Source organism: Streptomyces sp. RPA4-2, from assembly GCF_012273515.2.
In the GTDB taxonomy this organism is placed as follows: Bacteria; Actinomycetota; Actinomycetes; order Streptomycetales; family Streptomycetaceae; genus Streptomyces; species Streptomyces kaempferi.
This window is the reverse complement of the sequence record NZ_CP050975.2, coordinates 8,231,747-8,251,831: the sequence shown is the minus strand read 5'-3', so window position 1 is coordinate 8,251,831 and position 20,085 is coordinate 8,231,747. Positions and strand designations below refer to the sequence as shown.

At 69.9% G+C, this 20,085-nt stretch carries 18 protein-coding genes; 9 read left to right on the top strand and 9 right to left on the bottom strand.

The genetic code is table 11. The annotated features are described in order from the left end of the window. Window positions 1-102 precede the first annotated feature (102 nt). From HEP85_RS36005 to HEP85_RS35990, 4 genes are all read left to right on the top strand, one after another. Window positions 103-789 (top strand): DUF6445 family protein, encoded by a 687-nt coding sequence (locus tag HEP85_RS36005; protein ID WP_369658151.1) that lies wholly within the window; start codon window positions 103-105, stop codon window positions 787-789. Between the two features lie 165 nt (window positions 790-954). Further along, window positions 955-1,350: a luciferase family protein gene (locus HEP85_RS36000; protein WP_168531670.1), complete on the top strand. Its 396-nt coding sequence runs from the start codon at window positions 955-957 to the stop codon at window positions 1,348-1,350. Window positions 1,351-1,553: 203 nt separating this feature from the next. After that, window positions 1,554-2,636, top strand: a complete 1,083-nt coding sequence (locus tag HEP85_RS35995; protein ID WP_168531669.1) for an aldo/keto reductase — start codon at window positions 1,554-1,556, stop codon at window positions 2,634-2,636. 532 nt (window positions 2,637-3,168) lie between these two features. Continuing rightward, on the top strand, window positions 3,169-4,347 hold the full coding sequence (locus HEP85_RS35990; protein WP_168531668.1) for an acyltransferase: 1,179 nt from the start codon (window positions 3,169-3,171) through the stop codon (window positions 4,345-4,347). A 174-nt stretch (window positions 4,348-4,521) separates the two neighbouring features. Here the strand turns inward: HEP85_RS35990 and HEP85_RS35985 are convergent, their stop codons facing one another. Beyond that, window positions 4,522-6,285, bottom strand: coding sequence for a M48 family metallopeptidase (locus tag HEP85_RS35985; protein ID WP_168531667.1), 1,764 nt, complete (start codon window positions 6,283-6,285; stop codon window positions 4,522-4,524). Between the two features lie 474 nt (window positions 6,286-6,759). Between HEP85_RS35985 and HEP85_RS35980 the strand changes: the two genes are divergently transcribed. After that, entirely contained in the window at window positions 6,760-8,016 is a 1,257-nt protein-coding gene (locus HEP85_RS35980; protein WP_168531666.1) for a VanZ family protein, read from the top strand. Between the two features lie 291 nt (window positions 8,017-8,307). Here the strand turns inward: HEP85_RS35980 and HEP85_RS35975 are convergent, their stop codons facing one another. Further along, entirely contained in the window at window positions 8,308-8,805 is a 498-nt protein-coding gene (locus HEP85_RS35975; protein WP_168531665.1) for a GNAT family N-acetyltransferase, read from the bottom strand. A 576-nt stretch (window positions 8,806-9,381) separates the two neighbouring features. On the opposite strand from HEP85_RS35975, the gene HEP85_RS35970 reads away from it, so the two are divergent. Further along, the gene (locus HEP85_RS35970; RefSeq protein WP_329528254.1) at window positions 9,382-10,842 is read left to right on the top strand and encodes an MFS transporter; all 1,461 of its coding nucleotides are present in this window, start codon (window positions 9,382-9,384) and stop codon (window positions 10,840-10,842) included. Window positions 10,843-11,019: 177 nt separating this feature from the next. Here the strand turns inward: HEP85_RS35970 and HEP85_RS35965 are convergent, their stop codons facing one another. Continuing rightward, window positions 11,020-11,958 (bottom strand): LAETG motif-containing sortase-dependent surface protein, encoded by a 939-nt coding sequence (locus HEP85_RS35965; protein ID WP_369657995.1) that lies wholly within the window; start codon window positions 11,956-11,958, stop codon window positions 11,020-11,022. Window positions 11,959-12,449: 491 nt separating this feature from the next. On the opposite strand from HEP85_RS35965, the gene HEP85_RS35960 reads away from it, so the two are divergent. Continuing rightward, window positions 12,450-13,118, top strand: coding sequence for a TetR family transcriptional regulator (locus HEP85_RS35960; RefSeq protein WP_168534397.1), 669 nt, complete (start codon window positions 12,450-12,452; stop codon window positions 13,116-13,118). A 193-nt stretch (window positions 13,119-13,311) separates the two neighbouring features. Then, on the top strand, window positions 13,312-13,728 hold the full coding sequence (locus tag HEP85_RS35955; RefSeq protein WP_248002212.1) for a Zn-ribbon domain-containing OB-fold protein: 417 nt from the start codon (window positions 13,312-13,314) through the stop codon (window positions 13,726-13,728). Between the two features lie 66 nt (window positions 13,729-13,794). Here HEP85_RS35955 and HEP85_RS35950 read toward each other — a convergent pair whose 3' ends face one another. The 5 genes from HEP85_RS35950 to HEP85_RS35930 form a co-directional block, all read right to left on the bottom strand. After that, entirely contained in the window at window positions 13,795-14,625 is an 831-nt protein-coding gene (locus tag HEP85_RS35950; RefSeq protein ID WP_168531663.1) for a pectate lyase, read from the bottom strand. Window positions 14,626-14,656: 31 nt separating this feature from the next. Further along, window positions 14,657-15,637: a polysaccharide lyase family 1 protein gene (locus HEP85_RS35945; protein WP_329292660.1), complete on the bottom strand. Its 981-nt coding sequence runs from the start codon at window positions 15,635-15,637 to the stop codon at window positions 14,657-14,659. A gap of 339 nt (window positions 15,638-15,976) precedes the next feature. Further along, window positions 15,977-16,204: a hypothetical protein gene (locus HEP85_RS35940; RefSeq protein ID WP_168531662.1), complete on the bottom strand. Its 228-nt coding sequence runs from the start codon at window positions 16,202-16,204 to the stop codon at window positions 15,977-15,979. A 298-nt stretch (window positions 16,205-16,502) separates the two neighbouring features. Further along, a complete protein-coding gene (locus HEP85_RS35935) occupies window positions 16,503-16,889 on the bottom strand; it encodes a PPOX class F420-dependent oxidoreductase (RefSeq protein ID WP_168531661.1) in 387 nt (128 codons plus the stop codon). Window positions 16,890-16,913: 24 nt separating this feature from the next. Next, window positions 16,914-17,549 carry an HAD family acid phosphatase gene (locus tag HEP85_RS35930; protein ID WP_168531660.1) on the bottom strand — a complete coding sequence of 212 codons (636 nt, stop codon included), beginning with the start codon at window positions 17,547-17,549 and terminating at the stop codon, window positions 16,914-16,916. Window positions 17,550-17,779: 230 nt separating this feature from the next. On the opposite strand from HEP85_RS35930, the gene HEP85_RS35925 reads away from it, so the two are divergent. Continuing rightward, window positions 17,780-19,126 (top strand): NAD(P)/FAD-dependent oxidoreductase, encoded by a 1,347-nt coding sequence (locus tag HEP85_RS35925; RefSeq protein WP_168531659.1) that lies wholly within the window; start codon window positions 17,780-17,782, stop codon window positions 19,124-19,126. Between the two features lie 107 nt (window positions 19,127-19,233). On the opposite strand, the gene HEP85_RS35920 is transcribed toward HEP85_RS35925, so the two are convergent. Next, a complete protein-coding gene (locus HEP85_RS35920; protein WP_168531658.1) occupies window positions 19,234-19,992 on the bottom strand; it encodes a type 1 glutamine amidotransferase domain-containing protein in 759 nt (252 codons plus the stop codon). Between the last annotated feature and the right edge of the window lie 93 nt (window positions 19,993-20,085).

The window sequence follows — 20,085 nt, the reverse complement described above, 5'->3', positions numbered from 1 at the left end:
CCCGCCGCTCCAGCCGGCCACTCGACACCCTTGCCACCAAGGGAAGTTGACAGACTGTTGACCAATTCCTTGGCCAGTGGTGACCGGCGCCGCCACTATGGTCTGCCGCATGTCCCCACACCCCCACGGACTCCCGCTCTCCCCGTCCTCCCCTACCGGAAACCGACCCGCGACCGGGACTACTGGGTTCTCGACGACGTCCTCCCCGACGTGGAAGCCGTCCGGGCCCGTTGCCTCGCCAAGGACGACTGGGTCAAGGGTCACCCGTACACCTCGGAGAGCTGGCCGGGCCTGCGCACGATGCCGGGGCTCGAACCGGCCGAACTCGCCCGCGTGGAGCGGCTGGTGAAGAAGGCCACCGGAGCGCGGGAACTGTGGCAGCAGGCGACGGACTCCGGGGCCACCCTCAACCACAACTGCATCCAGGTGGTCGGCAAGGACGAGGGCGAGCCGCGCCCGCACACCGACTCCCGCGCGCTGTGCCGGTACGCCGCGGTGCTGTATCTCAACCCGACCGTGCCCAAGGACTGCGGAACGAGCTTCTACCGGCAGAACCTGCCCGGCGGCCGCCTCGGCGGCAACGTGGTGGCGGCGCCTCACAACAACCTCGTCGAGGCGCTGGGGACACGCTTCGTACCGCCGGACTCGTTCGTCGAGGACGTCCGTGTGCCGCATCGCTACAACCGGCTGCTGCTGTACAACGCCAACCTGATGCACAGCGCCACCGGTTACGCGGGTACCACCATCGAGGACAAGAGGATGACCGCGGTGTTCTTCTGGATGGCGTGATCCTCCGCTTCCAGTGGCGTGACCGTCCTTTCGCCCGGTCAGGGCGGCACTCCTCCCGCCCGTCACGATTCCCTTCTCGCTATGCCCCGATACGCTCGAACCACAAGTCGGTTACGGCATCCCCAAGTCCTGGTGGCCGGGCGGTGAGCTGGTCATTATGGGGGCATGACGTTGGCCTTGCGTGCCATGACGCAACTGGCGGCCTGGCCGGACCTCTCGGAGGCCCGGCCCAGCTGCGGCACGGGGCGGGCACTGCGCTCGGCCCGGGACGAGATCGTGCACTTCCACTCCGACCACGATGCCGACCTGCATCTCACGACCCGTGCCATCCGCCGCTACGAGGATCACCTCATGGGCGCCGGCGCGGTCCGGATGGTGCCCGGTTCGCGCTGGGTGACCATACGCCTCGAAGTCGACGGCGACATCCATCTGCTCCTGACCCTGGTGAGCCTCGCCCTCCAGTCCCACCAGAGGTGGCCCGCCTCCGGTGACACGGCACCGGCCGACTGCAACGAACACCGCGGCACGTCGCTTCCGCGCACGATCCTCAGCGGCAGCTGAGGAGACGGACCTCGCCCGGCGGGCCGGTGGGGGCGCGCTCACGCCTCGGAAGTCCCAGGGCGTCGCCGGGCAGGCCCGACCGGGGCGAAGCGAAGAGGATCGTGCAAGCACCCGCGCGGATCGGCCTACTCCGGACCCTGCCGCCCGCGCTTCGATGGTGGTGAGCAGATCCGCATCCGTCGCGACACCCCAGGAGCACCGTCATGCCTCTCGACCACTACGTCACCCTCGGCCGGTCCGGACTGCGGGTCAGCCCGTTCGCCCTCGGCGCGATGACCTTCGGGGAGGACCCCGGGGGTGCCGGATGCGGCGTCGAGGAGTCCGAGAAGATCCTGGAGACCTATCTCGACCAGGGCGGGAACTTCATCGACACCGCGAACTTCTACACCAACGGCCACTCCGAGAGCATCCTCGGCGACTTCTTCGCCGCGCGTCCCGGACGGCGCGAGCGCGTCGTGCTGGCGTCGAAGTTCTTCACCAACCTCTTCCCCGGCGATCCCAACGGGGGCGGGGCGGGCCGCCGGTCGATCATCGCCCAGCTCGACGAGAGCCTCCGCCGTCTGCGCACCGACCATCTCGACCTGTACTGGCTGCACAACTGGGACCGGCACACCCCGATCGAGGAGACGCTGCGCGCCCTCGACGACCTGGTCACCGCCGGCAAGATCCGCTACATCGGCTTCTCCAACACCCCTGCCTGGGTCACCGCCCAGGCCCAGACGACGGCGCTGCTGAAGGGCTGGAGCCCGCTGATCGCCCTGCAGGTCGAGTACTCGCTGCTGGCCCGCACCGTCGAGGGTGAACTCGCGCCGCTCGCGCTCGACCAGGGCATGGCGCTGGTGCCGTGGAGCCCGCTCAAGAACGGCTTCCTGTCGGGCAAGTACCGGCGGGACGCCCAGGTCACCGACTCCGCGCGGGCGGCCTTCGTCGGCGGCCCCGGCGAGGACGAGTACCTCGTCATCGACGCCGTGGCGGCCGTCGCCGGCGAACTCGGCACCACCTCGGCGGCGGTGTCGCTGGCCTGGCTTCGGGCCCGCGAGGGCACCGTCGTACCCATTCTGGGCGCCCGGCGCCTCGACCACCTGGAGAACAACCTCGCCGGCCTGGAGGTGACACTCACACCCGAACAGCTCCGACGGCTGGACGAGGTGTCGGCGCCGGACCTGGACTACCCGGCACCGATGCACGGCGCCCTGCGGTCGATGCTGCAGTTCGCGGGAACCACCGTCGACGGTCACACCTCCACCGTGTATCCGCCGCTCGTCCAGAGCGACGTCCGCTACTGAGCCACCACGCTCCCGCACCGGACCAGGGGACGGTGCGGTCGGTCGGCCGGGGTCACCGGGCCATGGGACGTGACCCCGACCGACCGGGCGGACCGGCGGCGAACGGCTCCCCACCGGAGGACAACCGCACAACGGACGGCTGACGGTTCACGCGTCCGCGCGTCCGCGCGTCACCGGGGCACGACCGACCGACCCGCGCGTCACCGACCCGTGCGTCACCGACGCGCGGGTATCCGACGTGTGGGTATCCGACGTGTGGTCAGCCCGGCCGCCGGGTCGAGCGCGACACCACCCCGGCCGGCTCGGTCCACCCCTGGCCCTTGAGCGCGCCACTAGCACGCGACGGTACAAAAAACGGTGTAACTCCCCACCGGAGAAACGCAGTAGCGCGAGGTGACGGACGGCCTCGGCCGGCACCCGACGCCGCGCACGACCAGACCGGGCCGTGCGCTGTACAGACCCGGTCCCTTCCCCCTCGTGCGGGACCGGACACCGCAGGACTCCCCGAGAACGGCCCGACAACGGAGATCCCATGGCCACTGATCAAGTTCTGACCGGCTCCGCGCCGGCCGGTGAGAGCGGCGCCGCCGCGGAGCCGAGACGTCCCGGCCCCTCACGGCTGCCGTCCCTCACCGGCCTGCGGTTCCCCGCCGCGCTCGTCGTCTTCGCCCACCACGCCTTCCTCCCGATACCCCCGCTGCGGCTGCTGGCCGACGACCGCACCGAGTACCGGCTGGCCGACTGGTTCGGGCAGTCCGGCGGACTCGGCGTGGCGTTCTTCTTCGTACTCAGCGGGTTCGTACTGACCTGGTCGGCACGGGACAGCGACACCACGACGGCGTTCTGGCGGCGCCGGTTCGTCAAGATCTACCCGATCTACGTGGTCGCCTGGGCCCTCGCCATGCTGCTGTTCGCCGGTTCCTTCACCTCCACCCGCGTCGCCGTCGCCAACCTCTTCATGGTCCAGGTGTGGGTACCCAGCTACTTCACCAACTTCAGTGTGGACTCGCCGAGTTGGTCACTGGCCGTGGAAGCCGTCTTCTATCTGTGCTTCCCGCTGCTGCTGCACCTGTTCCGGCGTATCGACCCCCGTCACCTGAAGTACTGGATCGCCGGGGCGATCGCCGCGGTGGTGGCCACCCCCGCGCTGGCGTACGCGCTGTTCCCGAAGACCCCGCGGGTGCCCAGCGGCCAGGTCCTCTCGGTCTCGCAGTACTGGTTCGCCTACGTACTGCCCCCGGTCCGGATGGTCGACTTCGCCCTCGGCATCCTGGTGGCGCTCGCGGTGCGGCACGGACGCTGGCGCAACATCGGCATGGTCTGGTCGAGCCTGCTGCTGGTGGGCGGATACGCGCTGACCTTCCACGTGCCCTACCTGTACGGCCAGCGCGCCACGATGATCCTGCCGATCGTGCTGCTGATCGCGGCCACGGCGACCGCCGACATCGAGGGCCGCTTCACCCTGTTCCGCAATCGCACGATGGTCTGGCTCGGCGAGATCTCCTTCGCCTTCTACCTGCTGCACTACACGGCACTGTCCTGGCTGCGCAAGGCGCTCGGCATGCAGCAGATGTACTCCAACACGGCCGGCTTCGCGATGCTGCTCGGCACCGCCGCCGTCACGGTCCTGCTGTCGTGGGTGCTCTACTCCACGGTCGAGGCCCCGCTCATGCGCCGGTTCAGCAGGGCGCGCCGGTCGAAGGCCGGCTGAGCGACGTCGCGGCCGGGGAACTCACCCGGGCACGCGCGTTCCCCGTCATCGGCGGCGGAGGCCGGTTCGGCCCCGCGTCCGCCGAGCAGCCGACCGCCGTCGGGGCACCGGTTCTCGCCGGTGCCCCGACGGCGGTCGCGGGCTGTGTCCCGGGACGCGGGGCGGGCCGACGGGTCAGGGCGCGGTGGAGGGTGACAGGGGCGGTGGTGGCGGGGGCGGTGGTGGCGGGGTGGGGATGTCGATGTTCATGAACTCGGCCCAGGCCGCGCCGGACTCGGTGGACCACAGCAGGTCGAGATCGGGATCGTGGGCGATCCAGTCTCCCGTCAGCGTGCTGTCGGGCGTGCGCAGGCTGCGGTCGAGCTGGTTGAGGGCGGACCGGTTGCAGTCCTGCTGCCAGTGGACGCGTGAGTAGCCCGCCGGCAGGCACTCGTCGGGCAGGGTCATCGCGAGGGCGAGGAAACAGGCCGCGTTGTAGTGGGTCATCCAGCCGGCCGACCCCTTGCGCACCGGCCCCCAGTGCTGAGAGGTCGCCCTGGGATGGGTGATGGTGCTGTGGGTGTGGGCGTCGTGGGCGGAGCCCGTCGTGGTGTGGTCGTCGAAGAGCAGACGGCGGACGCCGGTGCCACGCGCCGGGCGCCGGGTACGGACGAGCACTTCCCTGGCCACGCGGTCGAACGCGAGGGCCACCGCGCGCTGCTGGCGGTCGGCCGCCACACTCGTACGGCCGTGACGGCCGTTGAGATGGAGCTGGGTGAGGTCGTGCGCCGCCAGGGCGATGCGGATCGCCCCCAGGAACGTACGGCGCTGGGACCGCCGTGCCGGGAGGGGCAGGGGCATCAGCCACGAGCCCCAGTACCGGCGCTCTCCGCTGTTGGACCGGCCGCCGGGAATGCTGTTGCGCAGCCAGCGGCGCAGCAGTGAGAGCAGGCGCAGTCGCGCGCAGATGTCGGCGAGGTGTTCCCGGGCCAGGCGCGCCATTCCCTCGAGTTGTGTCATCCGCTCGGGCGGGAGGTCGCGGCCTCGCAGGAGGGGCCGGGCCGCACGGGAATAGGCGATGGCCATGCGGTAGGCGGTCTCGATGTGTTCCGGCCACAGTTCGGTACAGCGCTGGTACGTGGCGATCGCCCGCTGATAATCGTCCGGATGGTGGGCATGCATCAGCTCGATGAGCGCCGCCTCACCGTGCCGGATGAGCAGGTTTCCCGGCGCGAACTTGACGGCCTGGCTGTAGGACCGCAGCGCAGTGCCGTAGTCGACGCCGGCACTCGCGTCGTCCGCTCGGGCCTGTGTGTGCCGACGCTGCTCGTGAACGCCCTTGCGGTAGTGGGTGAAGGCCCGCTCGTCCTCGCCCCAGCGCTCCCAGCGCGGAATCCTGCGCAGCATCTCCGGTTGGTTGCGGACCTGCACGATGCAGTAGACGGCGACCTTCTCGACGAGCCTCTCCTCGTTCTCCTCGGCGACGACGCGGGCGGCGACGATGCGGTTCTTCGGCACCCGCAGTATGCGTACCGACACCCGGCGAACGGCATCGTGGGGTTCCAGCTCGTGGAGGTGGACGGCGTATCCGGGGGGACTGGCGAGGGCGATACGGATCAGGGACTCGACCCAGCCCTGTGCGGGCGTGGAGGTCTGGGGCCGGCTGACTGCCGTGGCGGCGGACGGACTGCCGGGAGCGAGGATGCTGTCCGTCTGGTGCTCGGTGAGGTGGGCGGCGAGATGGGCGGTGAGGTGCGCGCTCGGCGCCGCGGTGCCGTCTTCCTCGGCCGGGTGCTCGGGCAGCAGGATGAGCGGCAGGATCCGGCCCCGGGCGCGTACGCGATGCAGGAACGCCGACACGTTGCGTACGACCCCGAGCGCGATCAGGGCGGCTACGGCCAGGAGGAACCAGTTCGCCACCGTGCCCAGCGCACGCACCATCGCGTCGTCCACACCCATGTCCGCCCCCCGCGGTGTTCACCGACCGTCGCGTGCCGATGTCATATCCACGTATGCACGGAATAAGCCATTCATCGGATGGTGAGATGCTTCTGTCATCGCATGGCCGCCATCCGGAGTGACGCTTCCGGACGGGCTCGACGGAGCCTCAGCGACGGGGCCAGGGACGGCCGCCCAGCCGCTACTCCTCCACCGCGTACAAGAAGACCGGCGGCAGTAAGGCCACGGTCCAGCTCACGATGTCCACCGGGGACGAGCTCTTCCTTGACTCGCAGAAGTCGGTCTCTTCAGGTCAGACCTCTCCCACAGTTGGGGAGGTAAGAAGCATGGCCGTCCCCGCCCGCTCGGTCGCTGGCTACATGAAGGCCAGCACGGGCGGCTACCACACTCCGCCACTCAGCATCTGCTAATCCGTCTCCATGACGGCCGGGGCGCCCGACCGGCGCCCCGGCTTCGTCTTCTGAAGGTCATCCTGTGATCAAAGCATCCATGTCCGCCGTGCCTGACCTGATCGTCTCGTTCCTGATCCTTGCTGCCCTACTCGCAGCGCCCACGGCGCTCATGGCCAAAGCCCGGCAGAAACCATGGCCTTTGAGGACAGGCTTGGCCGCCTACCTGGCCGGCATCGTCGCCGTGACCCTGCTGCCCGGTAGCGCCGGCTTGGAGCCCGGGCAGTGTGACACCGGCATCCCCGCTGACGTGCTCACGTCGGCGAGTTCGCTGCTGAACATCGCCCTTTTTGCCCCCGGCGCATGTCTGGCGGTCCTGCTCTTCAGGCGGCCGGTGACAGTTGCCGCAGCCTTTGGTTGCCTCAGCGGAACCGTGGAACTGATCCAGTCTGCGGGGCACTTGGGCCGCGCGTGCAGCCTGACAGACGTCGCGGCAAACGCGATCGGTGCTGTGCTGGGGTCAGTCGTGGGAGCCATCTGGCTGTATCAACGGCAGCAGCTACCGCGACGGCTTGCGCGAGATCTGCTGTGGGGGGTGTCGCTCGCTGCGGTGACCATTGTGGCCGGGGCAGAGATCTTCCACTCCCGGATCGACTCCGTCGATGTCGTCGCGATGGACGACCAGAGGCATAGCCTTGCTGAATCCGCCGTTCAGGCTGATGAGTGGATGACTACAGCAGCCAAGGGCATCTACGGCGATGATCTACAGGTTCGCGGGACGGCGACCAAGAAATACGGAGACCGTCTGAAGGTCACCATGGAGACGAACCGGGGCAGCATCTCGGGCTGGTGGCCTGAGAAGAGCCTGGAAAGCGCCTGGTCTTCGAACACGCGTGGAGATGACGGCAGCCTCAGCCAAGCACAAGTTGCCGCGGCTGCTGATGAGTTCGCCCACAAATGGTTCCCGAAGGACGTGGCAGGTAGCAAGCAACGGAGCCGTGCGATTGGAGACGGTGCGACACGGGCGTACGTGGTGGCGTACCGGCGCTACGCACACGGGGTCTTGCTTCCCATGCGCCTCGACCTCACGGTCACCACGACGGGCCGGGTCATCGGATTCACAGCCCGGACTGTCAAAGATCCCCAGCTTCCGTCGGTCACGATCGACGTGACGAAAGCCAGGCATCTTGCGCAGGCGGAGACCGGTCTTCCAACCGATTCGACTCTGCTCCTTGCCCAACGCATCAAGGGAAACTGGCGGCCGGTTTGGCTTGTTGGTAGCGGCAAACAAGACATTGCGATCGATGCGGCGACCGGCGAACGTATTGGCGACGAGGGGTGACAGAAGGCTCTCGACAGCATTGACGGTCCACTTCGGATGCCGGTCGAGTCCACGCGCCCTTCTGAAAACCAACGTGGTCACGAGGTCTCAACCACGGTCGTTGGATGGGTGGTGACGTCCGATCCGACGACTGGAGGCATGGTGGCGGAGCCCGTCCGTGTGCGCGTCCTGGCGGCGCAGCGTTGCGAACCCGCCCGCATCCGGAGTGAGAAGGGCATTTGCTGGGGCGGACGCCCCCTCGCCGCCGCAGCCTGACCAAGTGAGGGATCCTGCCGTGCCCGGATGTGGAGATCAGACAGCGGCCAGGCCCTTCGCCATGACCCGCTCCCTGCCCACGCCATCGGGCAGCAGATCGCCGGGCTCACCCGTGTCCGTGAAACCGTGCCGCTCATAGAGCGCGGTCGCCCTGCGGTTGTCCGGCATGACGGACAACCGGAGGGTCGTGGCCCCGCGCTCCGCCCACCACCGCTCGACCTCCTGGATCAGGTAGTCGCCCACGCCCTTGCCCCGAGCCATTGGGCTGACCCACATCGAGATCAACTCCACGTTCCCTGCTCCCTCGCCCGGCACTCCGCTGGCGATGCCCACCGGAAGGCCGTCAAGGAGGGCGACGAGATCGTGCGCGCCAGGGATCGACAGACGGGCACGCCAGCGTTCCTCCCGGTCGCCGGAGCCCTGCCACTGGGCCAGCGTCGATCCGAACGCGTAGGGCGCCTCGGCAAGCGCGGCCAGTCGCAACTCCCGCCAAAGGGGCCAGTCGTCCGATTCCAAAGTACGTAGTTCAAGCATGATCCAGACCCTGCCCGCCCGCCGGGGCGGACAGCAAGTTGATTACAACCATGCAACGGTCGCTCAGCCCTGCGACCAGCCGAAGCCGGGAGCAGCGGCGACTCACGCACCCGCAGACCACGAGACCTCGGCGAACCTGTCCGATCACGGCACTAGCGAGGTGAGCTGCCGAGCCCGAAGGGCCTGTGGTTCGCACGCGGCACGGCGATCCGATGCTCCTGTCGGAGTTCCTGCTGACGCGCGTGGTCGAGGTCGCCGTGCACGGTCTGGACCTGGCCGACGCCCTGGGGCGTGAGCCGTGGCTGACTTCCCAGGCCGCCGATCTGGTGCAGGGTCTTCTGCTCGGACCGGATGGGGCAACGGCACTCGGCCCTCGCCCCAGATCTTCGACGCTCCCCTCGGTCCGGCGCGCTCATCGGGTCCGGCGCGCCGCCCTCGCACGCCATACACGCCTTCCGACGCACCGTCACGCAGAGATATGCAACCTACATTGAATGTGCTTGATACATGTCACGTGTACGATGCATATCGTCCCCCCGCGCCCAGGTCCCGCAGACAAGTACGAGGAGCCCTTCTATGGATGCCATCCAGGCATCGAGCCGCTCGGGCGGCGTGGTCGCCACCCTGGCCTTCGCAGGCATCACGGCGGCGATCATGCAGACCCTGGTGACGCCGCTGATCGCGGAGTTGCCGCAGCTCTTGGACACCACCTCGTCGAACGCGGTCTGGGTGATCACCGCCACCCTCCTGGTGGCCGCCGTCTCCGTGCCGGTCTCCGGACGCCTGGGCGACCTCGTGGGCAAGCGCAGGATGCTCCTCGCCTGCTCGGTACCGCTGATCGCGGGCTCGGTGGTGTGCGCGCTGTCCTCCTCGGTCGTCCCCATGATCGTCGGACGTGGTCTGCAGGGCATGGGCATGGGCATGGTCCCGCTCGGCATCGCCCTGCTGCGTGACGTGGTCCCCGCGGAGAAGCTGAGCTCCTCCATCGCGCTGGTCAGCGCCTCCATGGGCATCGGCGGCGGCCTCGGCCTGCCCATCGCCGCGGCTGTCGCCCAGTACGCGAACTGGCGTGTGCTCTTCTGGGGCGCCGCCGTCATGGCCGTGGTGGTGGCGACCCTCGTCTGGTTCCTGATCCCCGACATCCCCGCCGGCGCCAAGGGCCAGCGCTTCGACCTGCCCGGCGCGCTCGGGCTCGGCGCCGGACTCGTCTGCCTGCTGCTCGCGGTCTCCAAGGGCGCCGACTGGGGCTGGGGCTCGGCCACCACCATCGGACTGTTCGTCGCCGCCGTCGTGGTCCTGCTCGGCTGGGGAGTGTGGGAGCTGCGGACCCGCGACCCCCTGGTCGACCTGCGCACCACCGCCCGACCGCGGGTGCTGCTCACCAACCTCGCCTCGGTCTTCGTCGGCTGCGCGATGTACGCCAGCATGCTGGTCCTGCCGCAGCTGCTGCAGTTCCCCGAGGCCACGGGCTACGGCCTGGGGCAGTCGATGCTCGCGGCGGGCCTGTGGATGGCGCCCGGCGGCATCATGATGATGATCGTCTCCCCGCTCGGCGGAAAGCTCACCGACGCCCGCGGACCGAAGTTCACACTGATCTCCGGCGTACTGGTCATCGCCGCCGGCTACGGCCTGGCCCTGACCCTGATGGGTACCGCCTGGGGCCTGATGCTCGTCGGCATCGTGGTCAACAGCGGCGTGGGTCTCGCCTACGGAGCGATGCCCGCCCTGATCATGAGTTCGGTGCCGCTCTCCGAGACCGCCGCCGCCAACGGTTTCAACACGCTCATGCGTTCCCTCGGCACGTCCGTCGGCGCGGCCGTGATCGGCGTCGTCCTCGCCCAGATGACCACCTCGCTCGGCGGCCACACCTTCGCCTCCGAGGACGGCTTCCGCACCAGCCTGATCATCGGCTGCGGTGTCGCGGTCGTCGCGGCGGTGATCGCGGCCGCCATCCCGGCCGTCCGCGCTGTCGCGGGCGGCGGCGACAAGGCGGACACGGCCGGCTCCCCCGGCCGGCCCATGGCGGTCGAGGCCTGAGCCACCCGGGCGGGAGCGCCGGGCGCGCGACGCTCCGGCACAGCGCAACGGGCCCCGGTATTCACGCACTTGGTGAATACCGGGGCCCGTCGACGCGTCAACGCGGCGGGCCGGCACCAGGGGCGGGACGCTGTGCGTGCCCCCGGTCCGGGTCAGGAGGTGGTGCGGCGCCCAGGGTCAGGACGTGGTGCGCCCCGACCGCCGACGGCGGGTGACCACGGTGATCGCTCCACCGGCCGCGAGGAGAGCGGCGGCGCCGGCGGCGATCGGCAGCGTGCCGCCGCCACCGGTCTCCGCGAGGTCCCCTGGCGGGGTCGACCCACCACCGTTCGGCGTGGGAGCCGGCGGCGTGGTCGACCCGGACGCCGACGGCGTGGCCGGTGTCTGCGGCGGGGTCGACTCCGGCGTCGACGCCGACGGGGTCGGGCTGCCCGGAGTCTGCGCGGGCGGGGTCGAGGCGGGCGGCGTGGTCGCCGGCGGCGTGGTCTCGGGCGTGCCCGGCGGCTGCGCCGTGCAGTCCTTCCCGCCGCCGTTCCACGCCATGATCAGCTTGTCCTTGATGACCGCGCGGTCCGGCCCCTTGGGCAGGTCACCGTGGTCGAAGCCGTCGTTGGCGTCGAACTTGCCGTCGAACTTCACGGCACCGCGGTAGAGGTCGATCTGCGCGTAGCAGCCGAGGTCCGGCACCGCGATGTCCAGGGAGTCGGTGTCACCCGGCTTGACCCGGACGGAGTCGAAGTCGTGGAAGACCTGCTCCCCGGAGGTCCTGAAGGTGGCACCGTGGGTGCGGTAGGCGGCGAGGGACGCGGTGCAGGAGCCGGCGTCGCCCGCCGCGCGGACCTTGATGTGCACCTTGCCGTCGTCGGTGGGCTTGAGGTTCTGGTCGTCGACACGGACCCAGTCGTGGAAGTTCGTCCCGTCGACGGAGAACTCGCAGCGGTCCGCCGCGGTCACCGTACCGGCGCCCTGTCCCGGCTTGTAGCCGCCGCCGTTGTCCCAGCCGTCGCCGCCGGGGGTGCCGTTGGCCCAGGCGCCGGGCGCGGCCCCCGCGAGGGCGAGGACCGCCGCGCCCGTCCCCAGCAGGCAGCGGAAGGTGACACGTCTCGCAATGGACATGCAGATCCCATCTTGGTGATCCATGCCCCGGTCGTCGGCGGCAGGGCAGCACACGGCAGCCGGGGGCCGCACCGGGGATGAGTGGTCGAAGAATCACTGGACCCATTGGTCACATGGGTCACAGCTCGACCACATAGTCGATCACCCCACAGAGTCTGTCAACTTCCTTGACCACACGACGAGTTCACATGCGATCACATTTCATCCGCATCAGGAATAAGTCATTCCTGCGCGGCACGGCAGGCCCACCGGCACCCCGTCGAAGAAGACCGCACCGGGTCACGCCGGTGACGGGCGCACCCGGCCGATCCCACGGCGGACGCACCGTCGAGTCCGGAGCACGCACGACACCTTCCCCGCGGCACAGGGCACTCAGTTCCATCGACCATGCGCACCGAGTGCCATCACGCCCGCGCGATGCTAGGTTCCCGTTCATGAGCGAGGGACCCCGGCGCGGTGACACCGCCGACACGACGACGGCGAAGCCCCCCATGCGGGACGCGCTGGTCGCGGCGGCTTTCCGGCTGTTCCCGGAGCGCGGCTACGAGCAGACCACGGTCGACGACATCGTGGCGCTCGCCGGGGTCGGCCGGCGGTCCTTCTTCCGCTACTTCCCGTCCAAGGAGGACGTGGTCTTCCCGGACCACGAGCGCTGCCTGGCCGACATGACCGCCTTCCTCGCCGACGGCACCGACGAGGACGAGCCGGTGCGACGGGTCTGCGACGCGGCCCGGCTCGTGCTGCGCATGTACGCCGAGAACCCGACCTTCTCCGTACAGCGCTACCGTCTCACCAAAAAGGTGCCCGGTCTGCGCGCCTACGAGTTGTCGGTGGTCTGGCGCTACGAGCGTGCCCTCGCGGAGTATCTGCGCGGGCGCTTCGACGGCCGGCCCGACGGTGCCCTGCGGGCCGACGTGATCGCCGCGTCCGTGGTCGCCGCGCACAACAACGCGCTGCGCTCATGGCTGCGTTCGGCCGGGCAGGGCGACGCGGACACCGCCGTGGACCACGCGCTCGGACACGTGCAGGCCGTGTTCGGTGACCCTTCCGCCGCCGCTCCGGCCGAGGAGCGGGAGGACGTGGTCGTCGTCATCTCCCGGCGCGGGGCGCCCATGTGGCGCGTGGTGCGGGAGATCGAGTCCACGCTCGGACGGGACTGAGCGGACCGGACGGGCCGAAGGACGCCTCCCCCAGATCAGGGTACCGAGTGCCTTTACGGGTGGCACTGAGTGCCATACTCTGTGGCTCGTGCGCGGCGATCCGGGCACCTTCGACTCCGGCCGAGCGCAGGGAGATGACATCGTGCACCACCCAGGAATCGCCCTTCATCCGGGCCCCCGACCTTTGACGGACGTGCTCGACACCGAACCCGACGGCGCCGTACCGGGCACCGCCGCCCTCGGCACCGACCCCGCGTCGCACGGGACTTCACCTTCGGAGGCCCTTCTCTTCCAGCGCTGCCGCTGGTGCGGCAGCGCGATGTACCAGCGTCTCCTGTGTCCGGTCTGCGCCGGCAGTGACTTGCGGACGGAGGCGAGCACGGGGACCGGGGTGGTCCGTCACGCCACCGTCATCCACCGCAACACCCCGGCGGCACGGAACGTCTCCCTCGTCGAGATGGCCGAGGGCTTCACCGTCCGGGGCAGGGTCACGGGCCCGGCCACCGACGTGCACAGCGGTGACCGGGTCCAACTCACCACCGCTCAGGACCCGGTGCGCAGCCAGCCGGTGTTCCAGCTCGTCGACGGGCCCTACCGGAGCCGGAGCTGACACCCCGTACCCAGGCGGTCGCACGAACCGCCGTGCGGAGCGGGTCCGTTCGGCCGGATGCGCGAGTCAGCCGTACGTGATGTCCGAGCTGGTGTAGCGGCAGTACGTGCCGTCGGCGCCACTGCCGGTCTCGGTCGGCTCGGCACCCGTGCTGTTGCCCTGGTAGCGCACGCACGGCTTGATCTTCTTGCTGCTGTCGCCGTGGATGCGGACCTTGGTCAGTGTCGCGGTGTCACCGTAGTTCTGGTTGATGCCGACGATGGACTTGCCGGGCGCGGTCACGTCCACGTCACTGACGACGATCGTGCGCTTGTACTGCGTGGAGCAGTTTCCGCAACTGCGCACCAGCTTGCCGAAGTTCGACACCTGGAAGCCCGTCACGGTCAGCTTCCCCGCGCCGTTGAACTGGAACACCTTGTCCGAGGCCGCCTTCGCGCCGCCACCGGTCACGGTGTACGTGGCGGAGGACGACTTGCCCTTGAAGGTGGCCGCGTCCTCGCCGACGTCCTCCCACCACACGTTCTGCAGCGTGCAACTGCCCGCGCAGTGGATGCCGTCGGCGGCCGGGGCCCCGATGACGACGTTCTTGAGCACGGCGCCGTCCGCGAGGTCGAAGATCGGGTCCTGGTCCTCGGACTGGCCTCCGTCACCGAGGTCGCCGCTGCCGTAGAACCGCTGGAGCTTGCCGTCGTAGGTGCCCGAGACCGGGATCGTCGCCGGGACCGGAACGCTGGTGGTGGGGGTCGGCCAGGCGGCGGCCGCCTCGGCGGGGGCGGCCAGGCCGCTCGCCAGGACGGAGGCGCCGGTCAGGCCGAGCGCGGCCAGCGCGCCGATCAGGGCGCGCCGGCCTACCGGCGGACGGGGTCCGCGGACGGGTCGCTGTGCTGATGAGGTCATGTCCCGATTCCTTCTGCTGCCCGTGGGGTGGTCAGAGCTTTCCGGCGCCCGCGCCGGAGGTCACCGAGGTGACGACGGTCGAGGCGGGCTCGGCGGTGTAGCCGTACGGAGCGCTGGTGAAGGTGCCCACCTGCGAGATCTCGGTGGCGGCTCCGCCGAGGTCGTTGCCGCGCAGGTTGGCACGACCGTCCACGTCGCTGTCGCGGTTCGTGGTGACGGCGACCTTCGTGCCGCGGAAGACGTTGTTCTCGACGAGCATCTGGGCGCCCATCCGGGAGTGCACGGCGGTCTCGGCGCCGACGACGTAGTTGTCGTAGAAGTGGCCGGTGCCGAAGCGCAGGCTGGGGATGCGCGAGTTGACGTTGTCGAAGTAGTTGTGGTGGTAGGTCACATGGAGGTGCCCGGTGTCCTCGGAGGCGTTGCTGTCGCTGTGGCCGACGAGGGAGCCCTTGAAGTGGTCCTTGAAGGTGTTCCAGGAGACGGTGACGGCGTCGGAGCCGTGGGTGATGTCCAGCAGACCGTCGTAGTAGTCCTTGTCGTGGTCGCGGTCCGCGGAGAAGGAGTTGTGGTCGATCCACACCTTCGTCGACGCCTGGACGGTGATGCCGTCCGACGGCGCGACCGGCTTGCTGATGTTCAGGTTGCGGACGACGACATTGGTCACCTTCTTCAGCCGCAAGCCGCCGCCGGTGAACCCGGACGACGAACCGACGCCCAGGACCGTGGTGTTGGAGCCGACGTCGACCTGTCCGCTGAGCGGGATCAGTCCGCTGACACGTACGACCTTGGCCGTGCCGCCCGTGACGGCCGTCTTGAAGGCGTCCAGGGTGGTGACCGTGACGGCGGAGGCGCCTCCGCCGCCGGTGGTGCCGGCGCCGAAGCCGATCGGCGCGTTCTCGGCGGCGCCGGCGGACTGCGGGAGGACGAGCGCGGCGGTGACGGCCAGCGCGGCGGCCGCGCCCGTCGTCAGGGCCAGGGTGCGAGAACGGGTGCGTGGGGGGCGAGTGCGCATGCGGGTGCGTCCCTTCGGGAGTGTTCGTGGGTCATGTACGCGAACGCTGTGCACTTTGCGGAACGACGAGAGAGGGATGTGACATCGGCACGGAGCATCACCGCCTCCGAGGAACTGACTTTCCCAGGTGGTGCCGCTCGGAGATCTGGTGTCTCGTATACGAGATGTCATACACGGGTCACGCCGCTGAACGGGAAACGTAAGGGGTAAGCGCTTTCTGGTCAACGCTTCGCGCAGCACACATCCGGTCGACTCCCGGACCGGGCACCGCCGATGGACGCGAATGCGCCGGAGCCACGGTCCGTCCACGTGGGCTCCATCGATGCGACCGGGGGTGGCTCACCGGGAGTCTGTCCGAGATCCCACGGCCACCCGACCCGGATGAGCGGCGGCACGGACCGCGAGTGTGGGCACCTCGAGCGGATCCGGCGGCGCGAACCGCACGCGGTCGCCGAAGAACTCATAGGGCTCGTGGACGACCTGCTCCGCGTCCCGCAGATCCGGCCCCAGTGGACGCAACGCCGCCCACACGGCCTTGCCGCCCGCGAACCGGCGGTCGCCCAGCACGGCCGAGTCGACCTCCTGACAGGTCCGTTCCTCCAGCCGGTCCCCTCACCCGCTCACCGGACCACCGCGGAACCGGAGCAGTGCCTCACGGGCCGAACTCACCTCAGCCGAGGGCGACTTAGCCGGCCTGCGAAGGAGGCAGAGCACCACCGACACTCGCGTTCTGTCTCCGGTTGCGTGCGGTGTCCGCCATAGGACCGCGGTCGAGATCTCATGCCCGGCTCCGGGGCCGTTCCACGGAGGACGACGGTGCGGGGGCGGACGGGGGACCGGCCGGTGCCGGGCCCCCATCCGTCTCTCACGGGGTCAGGGAGATGCGGAGTCCGACCGTGCCCTCCCGGCCGCGGCGCAGCCTGCTGCCGAAGAGGGTGAGACGGCCGAAGATGCCGTACTTGCGTGCGATCAGGCCGCGGTAGCGCGCCGTCGCGGTCTGGTCCAGGATCTCCGCCGTGGCGGGAACCTGTTCACCGGTCGGGTTGCCACGTACGTCGCAGGGACCCACGAGCACGTCCGGCCGGTTGCGGATCCGCTTCACCTTCCAGGAGTCCGCGACGGTCCAGGCACCGAGTGCGTCACCGTCCCGGACCACCCACACGGGAGTCGGGACCCCCGTGCCGTTCTTCCGATAGCTCGTGATGAGAAGGAACTTGCCCGAACCGAGCGTGTCGAGCCTTGTCTCGTCCATGCCCGGAGTCTAGGCAATCGGAGCTCAGGACAACTGTCCGTCGTAGTCGGGCAGCTTGAAGGTGCGTTCGGCGTGGCCCCCGACGAGGTCGGAGTCGTTGTTGCCGACATTGGCGATGATGCTGTAGCCCAGGGACTCGATCTGTGCCCGCTTGCCGGTCTTGTAGGCGCTGACCTCGTCGAACAGGTCAGGCAGATCACGTGTGTAGAGGCCGGAGACCGGATAGCCGACGGACGTCAGGTTCCACTTCGTCTCGGCGGCGATGATGCCCGGACGCGCGCTGATGAAGAAGATGTCGACGCCGCGGGAGCGCGCGTAGCGAGCGAGGTCGAGCGAGGGCGCGACGGCCGGCGTCGGCAGCTGGTACCAGGGGTGGAAGTCCGTCTCCAGCGAGGTGTTGTCGATGTCGAAGACGAGGGCCAGCTTCTGCCCGGACGCGTTCGCGGTGCGCTGCTGGACGTAGGGCACCGCCTGGTCGAGCACGGCCCGGACGTCCTGCTGCCAGGTGGCGTAGTCGACGTCGGCCGCCTGCGTCGCGGTCACCGCCGTCCGCGCCGGAGCCGCGACGGCGGACCCCGCGACGGTGACCGTCCCTCCGATGCCCAGCGCGACGACCGCCGAGAGCGCGCCGATCCGGCGACCCACACCGCGTCCAGTCATACTCGTCCCCTATTCACGTCGGAGCGGCGACGGCGCTTCGACCATCACCGTGCGACCGATGATCGTGCCTAAGGATGGACGAAAGGGGAAGACGAAATTACTGATCGGTAGAGAATTCCGTGGCCCTCGTCCTCGCCTCCGCCCTGCGGTGGCAGACCGGGACCACCCGTGTGAGCCTTGGCTCGCGGACGACGGACCACGGTGTCGGCACACGGAGAGAGGCATCACGGATGGACGCACCGAACATCGTGATCGTCGGCGGAGGCTTCGCCGGAGTCGAGTGCGCTCGGGGCCTCGAGCGCGCGCTCGGGCCCGGCGCCGCCCGGATCACCCTGGTCAGCCCCACCGACTACCAGCTCTACCTGCCCCTGCTGCCGCAGGTCGCCTCAGGGGTCGTCACCCCGCAGTCCGTGGCGCCCTCGCTGCGCCGGATCCTGCGCCGCACGGAGCTGGTGCCCGGAACGGTGGCCGGCGTCGACCCCGCGTCCAAGATGTGCGTCGTCCGCAAGATCACCGGCGAACTCGTCGACCTGCCCTACGACTACCTGGTCCTCACTCCGGGCAGCGTGACCCGCACCTTCGACATTCCCGGCCTGCTCGACGAGGCCCGCGGCATGAAGACGCTCGCCCAGGCCGTGTATCTGCGCGACCACGTGATCGCCCAACTCGACCTGGCGGCGGCCACGTCGGACGAGGCCGAGCGGGCGCGGCGGTTGCAGTTCGTGGTGGTGGGCGGCGGGTACGCGGGCACCGAGACCGCGGCCTGTCTGCAGCGACTGACCACCGCCGCGTCGAAGCGCTACCACCCGCGGCTCGACCCCCGTCTCATCCAGTGGCATCTGCTCGACGTGGCCCCCAAGCTGCTGCCGGAGCTCGGCGACAGGCTCGGGGCGAGCGCACTGCGCATGCTCACCGAGCGCGGGGTGCAGATCTCGCTGAAGACCTCCGTGGCCTCGGTCACCGAGGACAAGGTCACCCTGACGGACGGCCGGGTGCTGCCGTCACGGACACTCGTGTGGACGGCCGGTGTCGCGGCGAGCCCGCTGGTCGACTCCCTGGGGGCCGAGACCGTACGCGGCCGGATCCTGACCGCGCCGGACTTCACGGTGCCGGGCATGGACGGCGTGTTCGCGCTGGGCGACGCGGCCGCCGTGCCCGACCTCGCCAAGGGGGACGGCTCCTACTGTGTGCCCACCGCGCAGCACGCCGCCCGGCAGGGCCGGCACGCCGCGAAGAACCTGACGGCGCTGCTGCACGGGCAGCCGACCACGTCGTACCGGCACAAGGATCTCGGCCTGGTGGTCGATCTCGGTGGACACGACGCGGTGTCCAAGCCACTCGGCATCGACCTCAAGGGCGTGCCCGCGCAGGTCGTGGCCCGTGGATACCACCTGTACGCGCTGCGCACGGGCGCGGCCAGGTTCCGTACCAGCGCCAACTGGCTCCTCAACGCGGTCGCGGGCGACGACTTCGTCCGCACGGGCTTCCTCGCCAGGAGCAAGGGAACCCTGCGGGACTTCGAGCACACCGAGGCGTATCTGACCCCAGAGGCGGTGGCCGCCCGCACGGGCGGATAGACCACGCCCCCCGCCGCGCGCCGAAGGGCGGGCGGCGTCCGGGGCGGTACCCAAACGGGGGCCCCGCCCCGGACGCCGTCCGCCCGTCGGGCATCATGGGCCGGCCCTCAGTGTTCGGTGGTGCTGTCCAGGAGGGCGAGGTAGCGGCGGCCGAACAGGTAGGCGTCTCCCGGCCAGCGGGCCGAGAGGTAGGGGCCGTCCTGGACGACGAACGCGTGGGTGTCGTCGGTGGCGGTGCCGCGGCGGGTGAGGGTGCGGGGGCCGCGGGAGAACTGCGCACCCGGGTCGGCGAGGGCCGCCTTGACCTCGTCCTCGACGTAGACGGGATACGTACGGTAGTAACGGCCGAGACGCCAGGCAGTGGTGAAGTAGGCCGTGCGTTCCAAGTACTTGGGCAGGCAGGTCGTGCGCCGGCCCGCCAGCAGGCTGCGGCCCGTGGCCAGGTCGCGGGAGCGGGCGAGCACGAGGACTCCGTGACAGATCGCTCCGACGGGCCGCCCCAGGGCCCAGAAGCGGGCGACCTGCCGCTGGAGCGCGGCGGAGCCGAGATACTGCCGCATGCCCGGCGCGTGTCCGCCCGGCAGGAGCAGACCGTCGAAGTCGTCGACGGCCACGTCATCCCAGGACACGGTCGCGGTGAACTCCGGTGTCTCGGTGAGCTGTTGGTAGTAGCGCCGGGGCTCCTCCGCGGCGCCCAACTGTCCGAGGAGCACGCCCGTGAGCAGCCGCGGGTCGGCCGCCGGGCGGGTGGCCGCCCGCTCGGTGGCGAGAACGACTTCGTGCCCCGCGTCGGTGAGGATCCGCCAGGGGACGGCCACTTCGGTGACGTCGGCATCGCGGTCGGGGACCGGCATCAGCACGCGCATGCGTCCATCATGACAGGCCTGGGCGGTCTCCCCCGGGGCGGTCGCGGACGTTGAACTCACGCTGTGCGGTGGTCACCGCGAGGCCGGCCGGGT